Origin of the sequence: Proteus sp. G2618, assembly GCF_009915995.1 — a bacterium.
GTDB classification, from domain to species: domain Bacteria; phylum Pseudomonadota; class Gammaproteobacteria; order Enterobacterales; family Enterobacteriaceae; genus Proteus; species Proteus terrae.
Window position 1 is genome coordinate 234,348 of record NZ_JAABNI010000016.1, and the last position, 16,390, is coordinate 250,737.

General features: G+C 39.2%; 13 protein-coding genes and 1 riboswitch. Of the genes, 9 read left to right on the plus strand and 4 right to left on the minus strand.

Going from position 1 to position 16,390, the window contains the following annotated elements; all coding sequences use genetic code 11:
• Positions 1-159: 159 nt before the first annotated feature.
• From GWJ01_RS09375 to thiB, 4 genes are all read right to left on the minus strand, one after another.
• Positions 160-2,514: a DNA polymerase II gene (locus tag GWJ01_RS09375; RefSeq protein ID WP_161711008.1), complete on the minus strand. Its 2,355-nt coding sequence runs from the start codon at positions 2,512-2,514 to the stop codon at positions 160-162.
• A gap of 88 nt (positions 2,515-2,602) precedes the next feature.
• Positions 2,603-3,304 carry a thiamine ABC transporter ATP-binding protein ThiQ gene (thiQ, locus tag GWJ01_RS09380; protein WP_109394083.1) on the minus strand — a complete coding sequence of 234 codons (702 nt, stop codon included), beginning with the start codon at positions 3,302-3,304 and terminating at the stop codon, positions 2,603-2,605.
• Positions 3,297-4,877, minus strand: a complete 1,581-nt coding sequence (thiP, locus tag GWJ01_RS09385; RefSeq protein ID WP_161711009.1) for a thiamine/thiamine pyrophosphate ABC transporter permease ThiP — start codon at positions 4,875-4,877, stop codon at positions 3,297-3,299. The genes thiQ and thiP overlap by 8 nt, the downstream gene beginning before the upstream one ends.
• Positions 4,877-5,839: a thiamine ABC transporter substrate binding subunit gene (gene thiB, locus GWJ01_RS09390; RefSeq protein WP_161711022.1), complete on the minus strand. Its 963-nt coding sequence runs from the start codon at positions 5,837-5,839 to the stop codon at positions 4,877-4,879. The genes thiP and thiB overlap by 1 nt, the downstream gene beginning before the upstream one ends.
• Positions 5,840-5,954: 115 nt before the next feature.
• A riboswitch (TPP riboswitch) is annotated at positions 5,955-6,052 on the minus strand.
• Positions 6,053-6,164: 112 nt separating this feature from the next.
• Between thiB and rppH the strand changes: the two genes are divergently transcribed.
• The 9 genes from rppH to recC all read left to right on the plus strand — a co-directional run bounded on the left by rppH (position 6,165) and on the right by recC (position 16,384).
• Entirely contained in the window at positions 6,165-6,695 is a 531-nt protein-coding gene (gene rppH, locus GWJ01_RS09395; protein ID WP_109394081.1) for an RNA pyrophosphohydrolase, read from the plus strand.
• A gap of 8 nt (positions 6,696-6,703) precedes the next feature.
• Complete coding sequence (ptsP, locus tag GWJ01_RS09400) at positions 6,704-8,950, plus strand: phosphoenolpyruvate--protein phosphotransferase (protein WP_161711010.1); 2,247 nt, start codon at positions 6,704-6,706, stop codon at positions 8,948-8,950.
• A gap of 79 nt (positions 8,951-9,029) precedes the next feature.
• The gene (lgt, locus tag GWJ01_RS09405; protein WP_109394079.1) at positions 9,030-9,920 is read left to right on the plus strand and encodes a prolipoprotein diacylglyceryl transferase; all 891 of its coding nucleotides are present in this window, start codon (positions 9,030-9,032) and stop codon (positions 9,918-9,920) included.
• A gap of 45 nt (positions 9,921-9,965) precedes the next feature.
• Positions 9,966-10,817 carry a thymidylate synthase gene (locus GWJ01_RS09410; protein WP_109402032.1) on the plus strand — a complete coding sequence of 284 codons (852 nt, stop codon included), beginning with the start codon at positions 9,966-9,968 and terminating at the stop codon, positions 10,815-10,817.
• Between the two features lie 233 nt (positions 10,818-11,050).
• Complete coding sequence (locus GWJ01_RS09415) at positions 11,051-11,560, plus strand: potassium:proton antiporter (RefSeq protein ID WP_227003147.1); 510 nt, start codon at positions 11,051-11,053, stop codon at positions 11,558-11,560.
• Positions 11,554-12,198 (plus strand): prepilin peptidase-dependent protein, encoded by a 645-nt coding sequence (locus GWJ01_RS09420; protein WP_109394077.1) that lies wholly within the window; start codon positions 11,554-11,556, stop codon positions 12,196-12,198. The genes GWJ01_RS09415 and GWJ01_RS09420 overlap by 7 nt, the downstream gene beginning before the upstream one ends.
• Positions 12,195-12,656: a DUF2509 family protein gene (locus tag GWJ01_RS09425; RefSeq protein ID WP_109394076.1), complete on the plus strand. Its 462-nt coding sequence runs from the start codon at positions 12,195-12,197 to the stop codon at positions 12,654-12,656. The genes GWJ01_RS09420 and GWJ01_RS09425 overlap by 4 nt, the downstream gene beginning before the upstream one ends.
• Positions 12,644-12,985, plus strand: coding sequence for a hypothetical protein (locus tag GWJ01_RS09430; RefSeq protein ID WP_234566361.1), 342 nt, complete (start codon positions 12,644-12,646; stop codon positions 12,983-12,985). Before GWJ01_RS09425 ends, GWJ01_RS09430 begins: the two co-directional genes overlap by 13 nt.
• Positions 12,986-13,000: 15 nt before the next feature.
• Entirely contained in the window at positions 13,001-16,384 is a 3,384-nt protein-coding gene (gene recC, locus GWJ01_RS09435; RefSeq protein ID WP_161711011.1) for an exodeoxyribonuclease V subunit gamma, read from the plus strand.
• Positions 16,385-16,390: the final 6 nt, after the last annotated feature.

The following is a 16,390-nucleotide window of genomic DNA, read 5'->3' on the forward strand; positions in this document are numbered from 1 at the left end:
ATAATTTAGGAATTATTAATGAATGCAGTATTGCGGTGTTGTCATTAAAATCTGCGGGATAAAAAGGGCTTAATCTTTGAACAAAGAAAGCTAATTATCACCAAAGGGGCGTTATGTTAATAGATGCAAAGCAAACCGTCACCTGCAAAATGACACAACTTAAAATGAGAGTGTCATTTGTCCATTTAACAAGGTTGAAAAATCATCTTGTATAAAAGGTAGGATTGCATCTGCAATAGGCATTAACTGCTTGTTAATATAGTGCTCGTAATCAGGTGCAGCGGTAATGTACTCTAATGGTTCTGGCCCCAAGAGGGTAATTATATAACTAATCCAACCGCCTTGCTGATATTGTTGAGGTCTATTTTGGGATAAATTATATTCATCCGCCTTACGTGCTGCTTTGACATGAGGGGGGACGTGGTGCTGATATTCTGATAATTTTCGACGTAACCGTTTACGATACACTAATCTCTCATCATATTTTCCCGCAAGTGTATCTGCGACATAATCACGAATAAACTGCTGATAAGGTTGCTGATGAAAAATGCGTGTATAAAGCTCTTGTTGAAATTTCTGAGCGAGAGGCGTCCAATCTGTTCTGACGGTTTCTAATCCTTTAAACACCATTTTATCATTGCTGAGTCCGGCATAGCGTTTCTTGCTACCTGTCTCCATACCTCGAATAGTGGGCATTAAAAAGCGACGATAATGGGTTTCGTATTCTAGTTCTAATTTGCAATCGAGTTGGTAGTTTTCAAAAAGATGTGTTTTCCACCACTGATTGACATCTTGTACTAGCTGATACCCAATCTGTTGTGCTTGTTGCTCTGTGTGAGGTGATTTTAGCCAAACAAAGGTTGAATCCGTATCGCCATAAATAACTTGATAACCTTTGGCTTCAATTAATTCTCGCGTTTTTTTCATGATTTCATGGCCTCGTAGCGTAATGGAAGACGCTAAACGAGGATCAAAAAAGCGACACCCCACAGAGCCTAAAACACCATAAAAAGCGTTCATAATAATTTTGAGTGCTTGAGATAGTGGGGCATTTTTATGTAATTTTGCGTTATCTCTTTCATGCCAAATTTGCGACACAATAGCGGGTAAGCAGTGTAGTTCTCGCGAAAATCGTGCCTGACGAAATCCAGAAATAGAAAACTGTTCATCAGGTTGGTGCATTCCTTCAATCATTCCTACGGGATCGATTAAAAAAGTACGAATAATAGAGGGATAAAGGCTTTTGTAATCAAGCACAACAACAGAATCATATAAGCCGGGAGCCGAATCCATGACAAAACCACCGGGGCTATGCTCTTCGGGTTTTTCGCCTTGGTTAGGTGCAACATATCCAATGCGGTGCATTGAAGGGAGATAGAGATGTGTAAACGCAGCCACAGATCCTCCGCTTCTATCAACGGAAAGCCCCGTAACACAAGCTCTCTCCAATAAGAATGCCATAAGAGATGTCGCATCAAAGATACGGTTTACTAAGACACAGTCTTGCCAATTATAATAAGCCAGTGCAGGCTTATCTTCTTTAAAGCGCCGATTAATTTCGTCCATTCTGGCGTAAGGTGTATCGATGGCTTTACCTTCACCTAATAGTGTTTGAGCAACAGATTCGAGGCTAAAAGAGGGAAAATTCCATGTCGCCATTTTTAATGCATCAATACCATCGATAATTAAACGACCTTGAGCCGAAGCAAAAAAATGACCTTTTTTAAATCCATGCTCTCGCCACTCTAATGGACTGTTTTGGCGACCTAATAATAAACTGACGCCATAACGTTGGGCATGTGTGTACAAAATACGTAGATCGAATTGGATCAAATTCCAACCGATAATCGCATCAGGATCGTAATGTTGCATCCACTCATTTAACTTTTCAATTAAACGCAATCGACTACTGACATAATTTAAGCGATAACCTTCCGGTTGCTGACTTTCTCTCTCTATGGGTAACTCATCAGTAAGCATAAACACGACATTATCACCACAGCCTGCAAGCCCAATAGAGTAAAGCTCACCAAATTCACTAGTTTCGATATCTAAAGAGACAGCTCGAAGTGCAGGGCGATAATCTGGTGCCGGTTTTAATGTCGTAATATTATTTTGCTGACAGCGAAACCAAACTGGCGCGGTGATAAATCGCTCCATCATATAACGTTCATGAGGGCGGATATCTGCTTCATAAAGGCGAATATGGTGCTCTTTAAGTTGTTGCTCAAGTTGGACAAGTTGGCGGTATTGTTTGCAATAAATGCCAAAGACGGGCTGCCTTTCGAAATCTTTTAAATCGAGAGGGCGAATTTCAATATCAGGATTTTTATTAATGAGAGAACGCAAAATAGTTTCATGTTGGCGGGCAACAAAGCCAATTGCGCGTTGCATAGGAACAGTAATTTTACGTGGGCCATTATCCGTAGCCAGCCAATAAGAGACGACAATACCTTTCGGTGTGTCGCTCCAGTGACGAGTAAGAATAAAACCTTGTTCCGTATGACCGATCATGAGCACCTAATAAACACCAATAATTCATTAAAGATGCGTTTATTATAGTCAATATAGTGGTTATTTATACAGTTAATTTTGGCTGAGATTAATTAAACGGAATACCTAAAATAAGTGATTGATCCACTTCACCATTTATTAGTGATTTTGTATTTCCATCATACACAATCATACCGTTATCTATCACAATCGCTCTTGGGGCGATTTTTGCTGCATCTTCTAAGCTATGAGAAACCATCAATAAGGTTAATGCTTTTTCACAGCAAAGTTGCTCGAGTAGTGCCAACATCTCAATGCGTAAAGCAGGATCGAGTGCAGAAAAAGGCTCATCAAGTAACAAAATAGGTTGTTCGCGAACAAGGCAACGTGCAATAGCAACACGTTGACGCTGACCGCCTGATAATTGAGAAGGTAAACGTTCAAGATATTCACTAAGCGCTACTTGCTCTGCTCGACTCTCTAATAACGCTTTTTGATCTTCAGTCAGCTTTAATCCCGGATTTAATCCCAAGCCAATATTTTGCCTTACAGTCAAATGAGGGAATAAATTATTATCTTGAAATAACATAGAAATAGGGCGTTTTGCCGGTACTGTTTTTGTATGATCTTGCCCGTTAAGAAACAGGCTTCCCTTTTCTGATGGCAAAAAACCAGCAATTAAACTGAGTAATGTACTTTTACCTGCACCACTTGGGCCTAATACAGCAATGCGTTCTCCTGCATCAACCGTTAGATTAAACAAGAGATGTTGGTGTTCATAGGTGTAAGCAAGGTGCTCTAATTTAATCATAAGATTTTCCAGCTAATCGTTCTATTAGGCTAAAAAGAGAGAAGCAAAGTAGCAATAAGATCATGGCTGTTACTGCACCATCTTGTGTGTGGTAAGCGCCAATTTGCTGATAAAGATAGAAAGGCAATGTTCTAAATGTTTCATTACCAAATAGGGCAACAATACCAAAGTCACCAATAGAAATAACACAAGCAAAGGCAAGCGCTTGTGAGATTGGTTTTTTTAATGCACGTAGTTCTATCCAACGAAGTCGGTTTATTCCTTGCAAATTCAGCGACTGACATAAAAGGCCATAACGCGAAGCGATATCATTCATCGGGTTTTCCAACACTTTTAAAGCATAAGGAATGGCAATCAATGCGTTGGTCAAAATCACTAAAATATAAGGTGATTCAGGTAATCCGATCGTATTGTTTAATAACAGAAAAAAGCCTGTTGCCAACACAATGCCCGGCATCGCTAGAATAATCAAACCACTCATTTCCATGGCTTGTCCGGCTTTTTTAAAATGGCGTAAGCGCAGTTCTCGGCTACTCCATAGCAACATCATCGTTAATACAACACAGACAACACCCGCACCAATGGCAATAATTAGTGAAGTTGTAAAAGCTTGCCAAAGTATAGGCTGTTGTATAACACGTATAAATTGGCTATTAAGACCATCAGTGATCACGGCCAAAATGGGCGGTACTAAAAAGAGGATCGCAAGCGTGATAATTAAACCATCAGTTATTTTGCTAAAGAGTGGATCATAGGGATCACGCCAATGCAGCTTTTGATTGTTTCCCACAAAAAGAGTGCCTTTTAGCTTTTGGCTGATAAGCACTAAGCCTAAACAACAAAAAAGCTGGATCAGGGCTAAAAGCGCAGCACGATGTAAATCGTAGTCATAACTTAATGCTTGATAAATAGCAAGTTCAACCGTTGTTGCTGCGGGGCCTCCGCCTAAAGCCAACACAGTAGCAAAGCTTGCAAAGCAGAGCATAAAAATCAGTGATGCTGTGGGGAGTATTTGTCGCCATAAATAAGGGAATTCCAGAAAACGAAAACATTGCCAGCCATTCATGCCTAATTGTGAGGCTAATTGGCGTTGCTCTGATGAGATGCTTTCAAGTGCTTGCAATAGCATTCTGGTTGCTAATGGCATATTGAAAAAGATGTGAGCTAATAAAATGCCTTGCAAACCATAAGGCGTAAATTGGTAGTCGATCCCCAGCCATTCACAAATTTGGGCAATCCATCCTACTCTGCCATAAACCGTTAAAATGCCAAAAAGGGCGACTAAAACCGGTAACACAAGGCTCATGGCACATAGGCGTAAAAACAGTGTTCGCCCTTTAAATTGGCGTCGATAGAGTGCTTTGGCGAGCCAAATAGCAGGTAATATTGAAAATAGGGCGGATAAAAAGGCTTGCCAGAAAGTAAAACGAACAACATGCCATAAATATTCATCAGCAAAAATCGAGGACAGTTCACCACTTGGTGCATTAAACCACAATGCACCAAATGACAATAATGCCACGATAAGCAGTAAACCCGAGGCACACAGCCCCGGGATAAGCCATCTCCCCATTAGCGGCTAACCGCAGATTGCCAATTACGCGTCCATGTCTGGCGCTCTTTTGCGACAACTTCTGCATCAAATTGCAATGATTTTTCAGGTTTAGGCATTAAAGAATAGACCTTAGGCAATGGCATATCTATAACAGGATACATCCAATTGGTAGTCGGTATAGTTTCTTGGAATGCAGGAGTTAACATAAACTGCATAAATTGCTGTGCTAGCTCAGGTTGTTTGCTCGATTTAAGTTTTGCGGCAACTTCGACTTGCAAGTAGTGTCCTTCATCAAAAATCGCTGCTGCATAGTTATCTTTTTTGTCTGCTAGGATGTGATAACCCGGAGATGATGTGTAACTCAGCACAAAATCACCTTCACCTTTTAAGAATAAGCCATAAGACTCACTCCAACCTTTAGTAACGGTCAATGTTTTTTCTGACAATTTTTTCCATTCAGTAGCGGTGTTTTCAGGATAAAGTGACTGCATCCATAGCATTAAACCTAAACCAGGAGTACTGGTGCGAGGATCTTGATAGAGTATCTTCCATTTTTCTTTGCTGTTTAGCAGTTCGGCCATGTTTTTGGGCGGATTTTGGATACGGTTTTTATCATAAATAAAAGCAAAGTAGCCGTAGTCATAAGGCACAAAAGTATCGTCAGTCCATTTTTCAGGTAAGGTGAGTTTAGATGTATCGATATTACTTGGTGCGAAAAGCTCAGTTTCTTTTGCTGCGTGGATCAAATTGTTATCTAATCCTAAAATAATATCCGCCTTACTTTTATCACCTTCCATACGTAAGCGATTAAGTAGAGATACACCATCAGACAGAGCAACCAGTTTTAGCTCACAATCACATTGCTGTTCAAACGCTTTTTTTATTGCAGGTCCTGGACCCCAATCTGCGGTAAACGAATCATAAGTGTAAACAGTGAGTGTGGGTTTTTGTGCTAAAGCTTGCGTCGAAAAAGTGCTCATAATACCCAGTGCGCTGAGCAGGAAAGTAAAGCGAAGTGATTTAGTTAACACGTTTAGTTCCTCAGTAAAAGTCAGGTAGGATCTGAGGAGTGAGGATGGCAAATCAATAAATATTGCAACATCCTGACTCAAATCCCTACGCCAGTATTAGCTGGATCAGGTTCCACGAGTTTTTCTCAGCCTAGAAATAGAAAGGCACCCCGTTGAGATTTTCCCATTGTAGATAAATACGCGCGTTGTGCAAAGTCTGTTGATAGAGGTTTACCGTTTGTGGGTAGTATGAAACAATGAGTTATCTTTCAAATTTGGTTATTGAGGTAGTCTAGTGATCGATGATGATGGCTACCGCCCGAATGTAGGGATTGTAATTTGTAATCGGCAAGGGCAAGTGCTTTGGGCTCGTCGCTATGGGCAACATTCTTGGCAGTTTCCTCAAGGAGGAATTAACCCTGGAGAATCGCCAGAGCAGGCAATGTACCGAGAGTTGTTCGAAGAAGTTGGGTTAAGTCGCAAGGATGTCAAAATTCTTGCCTCCACGCGTAACTGGTTACGTTACAAGTTACCTAAGCGTTTGGTGCGTTGGGACACAAAACCTGTTTGTATTGGACAAAAACAGCGTTGGTTCCTTTTGCAGTTAACAAGTAATGATAAAGACATTAATGTTCAACAAAGCAAAACGCCAGAATTTGATGGCTGGCGTTGGGTGAGTTATTGGTATCCTGTTCGACAAGTCGTCTCTTTTAAACGCGATGTTTATCGACGTGTCATGAAAGAGTTCGCACCAGTAGTCATGCCATTGCAAGAACAAGTGTCTTTACCGCGTTCATCGTATGGATATCGGCGTAAAAGGTATTAGATAACACTATGCTGACACGTTTGCGAGAAATTGTAGAAAAAGTGGCTATGGCAGCAGGGCTTCCAGAAGCGCTTGAACTCTTAGTCAAGGAAACGTGTCAGGCAATGCACACGGATGTGTGTTCTATTTATCTTGCTGATAAACAACGTAGTTGTTTTTATCTTATGGCGACCAAAGGATTAAAAAAACCTAGAGGGCGAGCCGTTAGCCTTTCATTTGATGAAGGCGTTGTTGGTGAAGTGGGGCGTCTTTCAGAGCTTATCAACCTCGCTGATATTCGTGAACATCCTAGCTTTAAATACCTTCCTCAAGTTAAAGAAGACGATCTCCGTGCTTTCCTTGGCGTTCCTATCGTTTATCGTCGCCAACTCCTTGGTGTATTAGTCGTTCAGCAAAAAGAGCGTCGCTTATTTAATGAGAGCGAAGAATCTTTTATGGTGACGCTGGCGACACAGCTTGGCGCCACATTATCGCAAGTACAAACTAAAGGGCTTTTTGGACAATATCGTCAAAGTCGTATTAAAGCACTTTCAGTTTCTAGTGGCGTGGTCATGGCTTATGGTTGGCAAGAAGTCTCTCAACCTGTCCTTGAAAATGTTTTTAAAGCCAGTGCTCTTGATATAAAAGCCGAATTAAATCGACTTATGGTGGCTTTAGAAGATGCTACCGCAGAATGTCGTCGTTTTAGTAAGCGCTTTATGGCGAATGCACAAAAAGAGAGTGCCGCCATTTTTGATCTCTACTCGCATTTACTTAACGATCCTCAGCTCAAACATAAAATGACCGCAATCATTACACAAGGATATGTTGCGGAATGGGCTGTCAAAGTGGTGGTTGAGAAAGTTGCAGCCCAGTTCTCTAGCCTGAAAGATGGTTATATGCGAGAGAGAGCTTCTGATCTTAAAGCATTAGGACGTCGGTTATTATTTCATTTAGATGATGATCTAAGCTCAACCAATATTTGGCCAGAACGTTTTATTTTGGTGGCTGATGAATTAAGTGCAAGTTTATTGGCAGAGCTGCCAGAGCAACAGCTTGCTGGTGTAATTGTTCGAGATGGCGCAACTCACTCGCATTCTGCCATTCTTGTTAGAGCAATGGGTATACCCGCAATTATGGGGGCGGATATTCAGCCTGAGCTTTTACATAATCGAATGCTTATTCTTGATGGTTATCGTGGTGAGATTTTTATCGAGCCCGAACCTTTTATTACTCAGGAATATAAACAAATTATTGATGAAGAGAGTGTATTAAGCCAAATTGCAGAAGAGCAGCTTGAACAGCAAGCAGTTTTAAAAAATGGCGAGGCCGTTAGCGTTCAGCTGAATGCAGGATTAAATATAAAGTATGAACAACGCATTAGTGTAGGAATCGATGGCGTTGGTTTATATCGAACAGAAATCCCTTTTATGCTACAAAGTGGTTTTCCTTCAGAAGATGAACAGAAAAATCGCTATCGTGAGATCCTCTCTTTTTTTCCTGATAAACCCGTTGTCTTGCGTGCTTTAGATATTGGTGCTGATAAGCAACTTCCTTATATGCCAATTAATGAGGAAAATCCTTGCTTAGGTTGGAGAGGAATAAGAATATTGCTCGATCAACCTGAAATTTTCCTTATTCAGCTACGTGCAATGCTAAAAGCAAACCTTGAATTTAAAAATTTGAAAATATTGTTGCCGATGGTGGCAAGTATTGATGAAATTGACGAAGCAAGAACATTGCTGCTACGAGCATGTGATGAAGTGAGTCGAGAGCTAAAATGTGAATGTGTTGCACCTCCGCTAGGTATTATGCTTGAAGTACCTTCATTGGTGTTTATGTTGTCACAATTAGCCAATCGGGTTGATTTTATCTCTATTGGAACAAACGATTTGACTCAATACTTACTTGCAGTCGATCGTAATAATACCCATGTAGCATTACTCTATGATAATTTGCATCCTGCGTTATTGCGTTCACTGAATTTAATTGCAACACAATGCCAATATTATCAGTTGCCAGTGAGTGTTTGTGGTGAAATGGCGGGTACACCAATCGGGGCATTGCTGTTAATAGGGCTCGGTTTTAGGCAGTTAAGCATGAGTGGTCGTAGTTTACCTAGGGTAAAATACTTATTGCGCCATCTTGATCCTGTGATGTTACAGCCCTTTATGCAACAGGTGTTGCAAGCTGAAACGGCAACAGAAATCAAAAAATTGTCTTCTGAATTTATGGAACGGCAAGGATTAGGTGGATTAATTCGCGGAGGTATCTAGTAGGCCTCCGTATAAGCCTTTTCTATGTTGGTAATAAATGACCAGCACAGAAATTATTAATTAAGTGAAGTAGGGAATAATGAGTATAAGCTACCTTAAATTTCCAGAGATTGATCCCGTTATGTTCTCTATCGGGCCAGTGTCATTACATTGGTACGGTATGATGTATTTAGTTGGGTTTGTTTTTGCCTTATGGCTTGCAAACCGTCGAGCTGCAAAACCGAATAGTGGTTGGACTAAAAATGAAGTTGAAACATTACTTTATGTCGGTTTTGTGGGGGTGTTTATCGGTGGTCGTTTAGGTTATGTTTTATTCTATAACCTACCTGTCTTTTTAAATGATCCTCTTTACCTCTTTAAAGTATGGGATGGCGGTATGTCGTTCCATGGTGGTTTAATTGGGGTAATTTGTGCCATGATTTGGTTTGCTAAACGTACTAAACGTAAATTCTTCCAAGTGGCAGACTTTGTTGCACCATTAATTCCATTTGGTTTAGGGTTAGGCCGCATTGGTAACTTTATTAATGGTGAATTATGGGGGCGCGTTACACTTGATACGCCTTGGGCTTTCTTATTCCCAACCTCCCGTTCTGCAGATCTCCAACTTGTTGCCCAAGATCCAGCAACACTACTGCCAATCATTCAAGAATATGGGGTTTTACCTCGTCACCCATCACAGCTTTATGAAATGCTGTTAGAAGGTGTGGTGTTATTTATTATTCTGAATATCTTTGTACGCAAAAGTCGCCCAGTAGGTAGTGTGTCAGGCTTGTTCCTTATTGGTTATGGTGCATTCCGTATTATTGTTGAATTCTTCCGCCAACCAGACGCACAACTAGGATTATTTGGTGGTGTGAGTATGGGACAAATACTTTCAATTCCAATGATTTTATTGGGTATTATTTTTATGGTATGGGCTTATCGTCAAGATAAAAAGACACCACAAAACCCAACACCTGCTCACAAATAGTGTGAGATAAATTTTTTACTATTAGCTAATTACAAGAGAGACAACATGAAGCAGTATCTGGCATTGTGTCAACGCATTATCGATGAAGGGCAATGGATTGATAATAAACGGACAGGAACCCGTTGTTTAACGGTGATTAATGCTGATCTGGAATATGATGTTGCAAATAACCAATTTCCACTGATAACGACACGTAAAAGTTTCTATAAAGCTGCAATTGCAGAGTTGTTAGGGTATTTACGCGGTTACGACAACGCAGCACAATTTCGTGAAATTGGTTGCAATACATGGAATGCAAACGCTAATGAAAATGGGGCATGGCTAAATAACCCTCATCGCAAAGGTGAAGACGATATGGGCCGTGTTTATGGTGTTCAAGGACGCCAATGGCAACGTCCAGATGGTTCCCATTTTGACCAACTACGTAAAGTGGTAGATGACCTCTCTAAAGGTATAGATGATCGTGGCGAAATCGTAACGTTCTATAATCCAGGTGAAACTGAGCTAGGTTGTTTGCGTCCTTGTATGCATACACACACATTTTCATTAGTGGGTGATACGCTTTATTTAACCTCTTATCAACGTAGCTGCGATGTGCCATTAGGTTTAAATTTCAACCAAATACAGTGCTTTGTATTATTAGCGCTGGTGGCTCAAATTACAGGGCATAAGCCGGGTAAAGCATTTCATAAGATAATCAATGCACATATCTATGAAAATCAATTACCACTGATGCGAGATGTACAACTAAAAAGAGAGCCATTGCCGTTACCAACATTACATATCAATCCAAAAATCAAAACGTTGGAAGATATCGAAACATGGGTAACAACGGACGATTTTATCGTTGAAGGCTATCAATGCCATGAAGCGATAAAATATCCATTTACGGTTTAATTTTTCTTTTGTATTTAAAGCCTCTGTTTAGTGATAAACAGGGGCTTTTTATTTCTATTATTAATTTTAAATTCAATAAATTAATGCTAGTCATCAATTATCATTGATGACTATTTTTTTGTGTTTGTTCTGAAAATATTGTTACTGCGTCATTGTTCTAAAAAAAGACTTTCTTTTGTTTACCTTACAAAGGTTTAGCTGCATCCTCATCGCAGGCTCTAAAGGAGAACAAAATGAACAGTGACATGGAAATAAGCCTAAATAGAAAACTTGAACAAGAGAACGAATTTGGGATAAGCCTGCTTGAAATGCTTATTGTCATGATGATTACCTCGATTTTGAGTTATTTATCAATTACGACCTATCAGCAATTTACCCATCAACGTCAATTGATACATAGTGTGCGAGAAACCATAGCCTTTCTTTCTTATCAGCGACAACAAGCGCTACTGTTTAATATAAAGATTAAAATATCACTTCATTTGTCGCCCAGTAATCAAGTTGTTGCTATTCCTTTTCCTTTGCGACATTTGCCTGAAAAACAAACGATTTTTCAATTAGCGCCAGGTATTCAACTTAAACAATCAACAGTCTCAAATTTTACGTTTGGGGGTATCCGTCAAACCTTAAGACCAATGAGTTTTGTGCTTCAAAGTTCAGAAGGTGAAGTGAAAGTTGTTATTTCATCTTTAGGCAGAATAAGAGTATGTAGCCAGACAATTAAGGTATTTTCGCCATGTTAAAGCGATCAATATTTTCATTTTCATCTGGCATGATGCTGATGGAATGTCTTTTTGCCATAGCAATTAGTGGGGTTCTATTTCTTTGTATTAGTCGAGCTTACCCCCAAATAATGAACACTTTGATCCATTGTTACCAACAATACCAGTTAGATATTTTTTTAAGAGAACGGTTATTGGTACTAGAAACACAACTAAGGCGCACTGGGTATTGCTACGGTGATTGTACCCATTCATTGCAGTCAAGGAAGTTTCACACTTCACCATTAAAAATAGGTCAGTATTCTTATCAAGAAAAAAACTCCTGCATTATTTTCGCTTATGACGTAAACAGCAATGGTCGATGGGATGTACATTCTTCAAAAGAGAGTGATTATTTTGGTTATCGGCTTAAAAATGGGCAATTGGAGCAATTAAGAGGAGTACAAGATTGTACTTCTTCAGGGTGGCAACGATTTTTTGAAAGTCATGAGATTGAAGTGACGGAGTTTATTTTACGCCCTTATTCAAGGCAACATCTTATTAAAGATAAACGACTTTTTTATCTTTCAGTTTCTTTAAAATTTCATTTAAAACAATCTCCTGCTGTGAAGTCACATTATAAGAATAACATTCGGTTAAGGAATGTGACCACGTTATGAGTCTTGATTCAATTCACAATAAAAGTGAGCAAGGATTTGCAAGTTTACTTGTCGTTATAGGGTTTATTGTTATGAGTTTATCGGCACTTGGAAGTTTTGCTTATTATTACAGACAGTCTCAACAAATAGTGATGCAAGAGCTACAAGCACGACAAGCTTTTTTATTTGCTGAATCCGCATTGGTGTGGGGAATAAAGCTGAATTGGGAAATTTCGTCGTCACAGTTAAATAAATGGCAATGCCGTCATTTTCATGCAAATCCTAAAATAAAAAGCTGTTTATTTTTGCTCTCTTTGGAAAAGGGCTTATTACAAGGACAAGCAGAAAGCTTAAAGAGTTATAAAATATATCATTATCAATGGGTTGATTTTTCGAAGGACAAAAATAAATCTATTGTTGCACATCCAAAAGGATGGCTAGATTATTGCCCATTAGTGCATAAGGAGTGTGTGTTATAGATAACATCCAAAATAAATCAGAAAGAGGCTCTATTTTACTTAATACAATGTTTATACTACTGTTTTTTAATATTAGTTTTGTCGCTATTATAGGGTATAGTCAATCATTAAAAGCTGACTTTCAGCGGTTAATCCAAATTCAGCAGGCAGGGCAGGAGCTTTTTGTTTTATTTGAACAAATGTCTGAAATATCACCTGACTATTTTGCTTCTAACCGAAAAATAATGACACGCTCACTTTTACAGTCTGAAGGTTGTCAGCAAATAGAAGGTTATGTTGCCAATCATGTATTACCCACACTAAAGCTGTATTACTGGTCATGCTATTAATAAAATGAGGATCTGATGTTTCATATATATCACTCAAATCAATTGTCATTACTAAAGTCACTTATGGTGCACTTTATGCAGACCAGACCACTTTCCTCTCCTTTTGAACAAGAAGTGATCCTTGTACAAAGCCCCGGAATGTCTCAGTGGTTACAAATCCAGCTTGCCGAAAGCTTGGGTATTGCTGCTAATATCCGTTACCCATTACCAGCAACCTTTATTTGGGAAATGTTTACTCGGGTATTATCAGGTATACCTAAAGAAAGTGCTTTTTCTAAAGATGCCATGACATGGAAATTAATGGCCTTGCTTCCTGAATTTTTAACTTATGAGGAATTTAAACCCTTACTGCATTATCTTGATGATGATGAAGATAAACGTAAACTTCATCAATTAGCTGGGCGTGTGGCTGACTTATTTGACCAATATTTGGTTTACCGTTCGGATTGGCTAATGTCGTGGGAAAATGATGAATTAATAGAAGGATTGAGCGAAAACCAACGCTGGCAAAAAATATTGTGGGTAGCATTACAGCAATACACAAAAGACCTTAATCAGCCTCAATGGCATCGTTCTAATCTTTATCAACAATTTATCTCTACATTAAATAACGCAGATGAAGGGGAGCTTCAGCACTGTTTTCCTCCTCGTATTTTTATTTGTGGAATTTCAGCATTACCTCAAGTTTACTTGCAGGCGTTGCAAGCGATAGGACGTCATACAGAGATTTTTTTACTTTTCACTAATCCTTGCCGCTATTATTGGGGAGATATTCAAGATCCTAAATTTCTCGCTCGTCTTAATAGTAGAAAACCACGCCATTATAAACAATTACATGAATCGTCTTGGTTTAAAGATGAAAAAAATGCTTCTTCGTTATTTAATGACGAAGGCGAGCAAAATATCGGTAATCCGCTATTAGCATCATGGGGAAAATTAGGCAAAGATAATCTTTATTTCCTCTCTGAACTTGAATATACCGATGTGTTGGATGCGTTTGTTGAGATCCCAAGAGATAATTTACTTCATCAATTGCAAGCAGATATCCTTGATTTAGAAGATTTTTCGCAATTGGGTACAACACTTGCAACTTATGAATGTAGTGAAGATAAACGTGTGATTTCGCCAGATGATCATTCACTGACTTTTCATGCTAGCCATAGTCCACAGCGCGAAGTGGAAGTGTTACAAGATCAATTACTGCATTTGTTAGAGCAAGATCCTGAATTACTACCGCGTGATATTATTGTGATGGTTGCGGATATCGATAGCTATACACCTTATATTCAAGCTGTATTTGGTAATGCGCCTTCAGAACGTTATCTTCCTTTTGCTATTTCAGATAGAAAAGCACGTCAAGCACACCCCGTATTACAAGCTTTTATTACGCTATTAGAACTTCCTCAAAGTCGTTTTACAGCAGAGCAAGTGTTAGCCTTACTTGAAGTGCCCGCGTTAGCTGGGCATTTTTCTATTTTTGAAAGTGAATTAAAACTGCTACGCCGATGGGTGGATGAGTCAGGCATACGCTGGGGGTTAGATGATGAGAATGTGGCTTCATTCTTATTACCCATTACAGGTAAAAATACATGGGAGTTTGGCTTACTGCGCATGTTGCTTGGCTATGCGATGGAAAGTGAAAATGGTCCTTGGAAAGGCGTTCTTCCTTACGATGAATCCAGTGGATTAGTCGCTGAACTTGCAGGTCATCTCGCTGATTTTCTTTATACATTAAGTGATTGGCGTACACGTTTGAATGAAACTCGTTCATTAGAAGCATGGTTAGAAGTTGGACAACAATTAGTTGATGCCTTTTTTGAGTCTGATGAAGAAACGGAGTTAGTGTTAGCGCTTATTATCCAACAATGGCAAAAAGTGATTGAAAACGGATTGAAAGCGCAATATCAAAATGAAATTCCGCTAGTGCTTATTCGTGATGAATTAACAGTACGGTTTGATGATGAAAAAATCAGTCAGCGTTTTTTAGCCGGTAGTATTAATTTTTGTACATTAATGCCTATGCGCTCGATTCCCTTTAAAGCGGTGTGTTTATTAGGCATGAACGATGGTATTTATCCTCGTAATATTCAGCCATTAGGGTTTGATTTAATGGCGGAAAAACGCCGTCGCGGTGATAGAAAACGTCGTGATGATGACCGTTATTTATTCCTCGAAGCGCTTATCTCAGCTGAAAAATATCTTTATATCAGTTATATCGGAAAATCGATACGTGACGATCGAGAATGTAATCCATCAGTTTTAATCAAAGAATTACAAGATTATATTGGGCAAAATTTCCGTTTACCAGAGGATGGTGAACTCAATGTTGATGACAGTGCGACTCGTGTAAACCAGCATTTATTAACACAACATAGCCGTGTTCCTTTTGCTCAAGAAAATTTCCGTATAGATGCTTCCTTTCGTTCTTATGCCTCTGAATGGCTGCCTGCTGCTAGTGGGCAAGGGGAGGTTCATCAAAGTTTTATCGAACCACTTAATGATGATGACACAATAGATAAAGTTTCTGTTGATGCACTGGCACGTTTTTATCGTCATCCTATTCGAGCTTTTTTCCAACAAAGATTAAAAACAAATTTCGTTATTGAAGAAACAGAATTACCCGAAGAAGAGCCGTTTGTGATCAATGCGCTTCAACGTTATCTATTGAATCAATGGTTATTAAAAGCATTGATTGATCAAACCTCAACAGAAGTATTGTTTGAGCGTATTAAAGCAGCAGGACAACTTCCTGCGAGTGCATTTGGTCAAATCTATTGGGAGCAACAAATAGAAGAATTACTTCCTTTAGCTGAAAAGATAAGAAGTGAACGATTAGCCACACATTCTGTCACATTAGAGCAAAGTTTTAGTGCAATACCATTGATTGGTCGTTTAAATGAGGTACAAGCTGATGGTTTATTACGTTGGCGACCTGCCAGCTTAACAGCTAATGACTTATTGCAACTTTGGATTGAGCACCTAGTTTATTGCTTGAAAGAGGGGACTGGCGAGAGTCGGTTTTACGGTAGAAAAGAGACTCAATGGTGTTTATTACCGGTTGATCCTGAGTTTGCCTATGCGACATTAGACAAGTTAATCAGTGACTATAAACAAGGGTTAAACAGCCCATTAGCGTTATTTGCGAAAAGTGGCTGGGCTTGGTTGCAAGCTTGCTATGATAAAAAATCACAAGAGTTTTTACTTGATGATGAAGAGACACTTGAAAAAGCAGAATTAGTGCTGATGCAACATTTAACGGGTAGCTATAATCGAGATGGTGAAATGAGTGACATGTATGTTCAGCGTGCTTTTTCTCAATTAGATGAACTTTTTTTACAAACGGTCAAACAGACGGCATTAACAATATTTAAACCAATAATTCCATTTTTGAAAAAATAAGGGAGC

Excerpts from the sequence above, each read along its gene's own strand:
- GWJ01_RS09375 (WP_161711008.1), bottom strand. The coding sequence starts at position 2,514 with ATGATCGGTCATACGGAACAAGGTTTTATTCTTACTCGTCACTGGAGC.
- thiQ (WP_109394083.1), bottom strand. The coding sequence starts at position 3,304 with ATGATTAAATTAGAGCACCTTGCTTACACCTATGAACACCAACATCTC.
- thiP (WP_161711009.1), bottom strand. The coding sequence starts at position 4,877 with ATGGGGAGATGGCTTATCCCGGGGCTGTGTGCCTCGGGTTTACTGCTT.
- thiB (WP_161711022.1), bottom strand. The coding sequence starts at position 5,839 with ATGAGCACTTTTTCGACGCAAGCTTTAGCACAAAAACCCACACTCACT.
- ptsP (WP_161711010.1), top strand. The coding sequence starts at position 6,704 with ATGCTGACACGTTTGCGAGAAATTGTAGAAAAAGTGGCTATGGCAGCA.
- lgt (WP_109394079.1), top strand. The coding sequence starts at position 9,030 with ATGAGTATAAGCTACCTTAAATTTCCAGAGATTGATCCCGTTATGTTC.
- GWJ01_RS09410 (WP_109402032.1), top strand. The coding sequence starts at position 9,966 with ATGAAGCAGTATCTGGCATTGTGTCAACGCATTATCGATGAAGGGCAA.
- GWJ01_RS09415 (WP_227003147.1), top strand. The coding sequence starts at position 11,051 with ATGAACAGTGACATGGAAATAAGCCTAAATAGAAAACTTGAACAAGAG.
- GWJ01_RS09420 (WP_109394077.1), top strand. The coding sequence starts at position 11,554 with ATGTTAAAGCGATCAATATTTTCATTTTCATCTGGCATGATGCTGATG.
- GWJ01_RS09425 (WP_109394076.1), top strand. The coding sequence starts at position 12,195 with ATGAGTCTTGATTCAATTCACAATAAAAGTGAGCAAGGATTTGCAAGT.
- recC (WP_161711011.1), top strand. The coding sequence starts at position 13,001 with ATGTTTCATATATATCACTCAAATCAATTGTCATTACTAAAGTCACTT.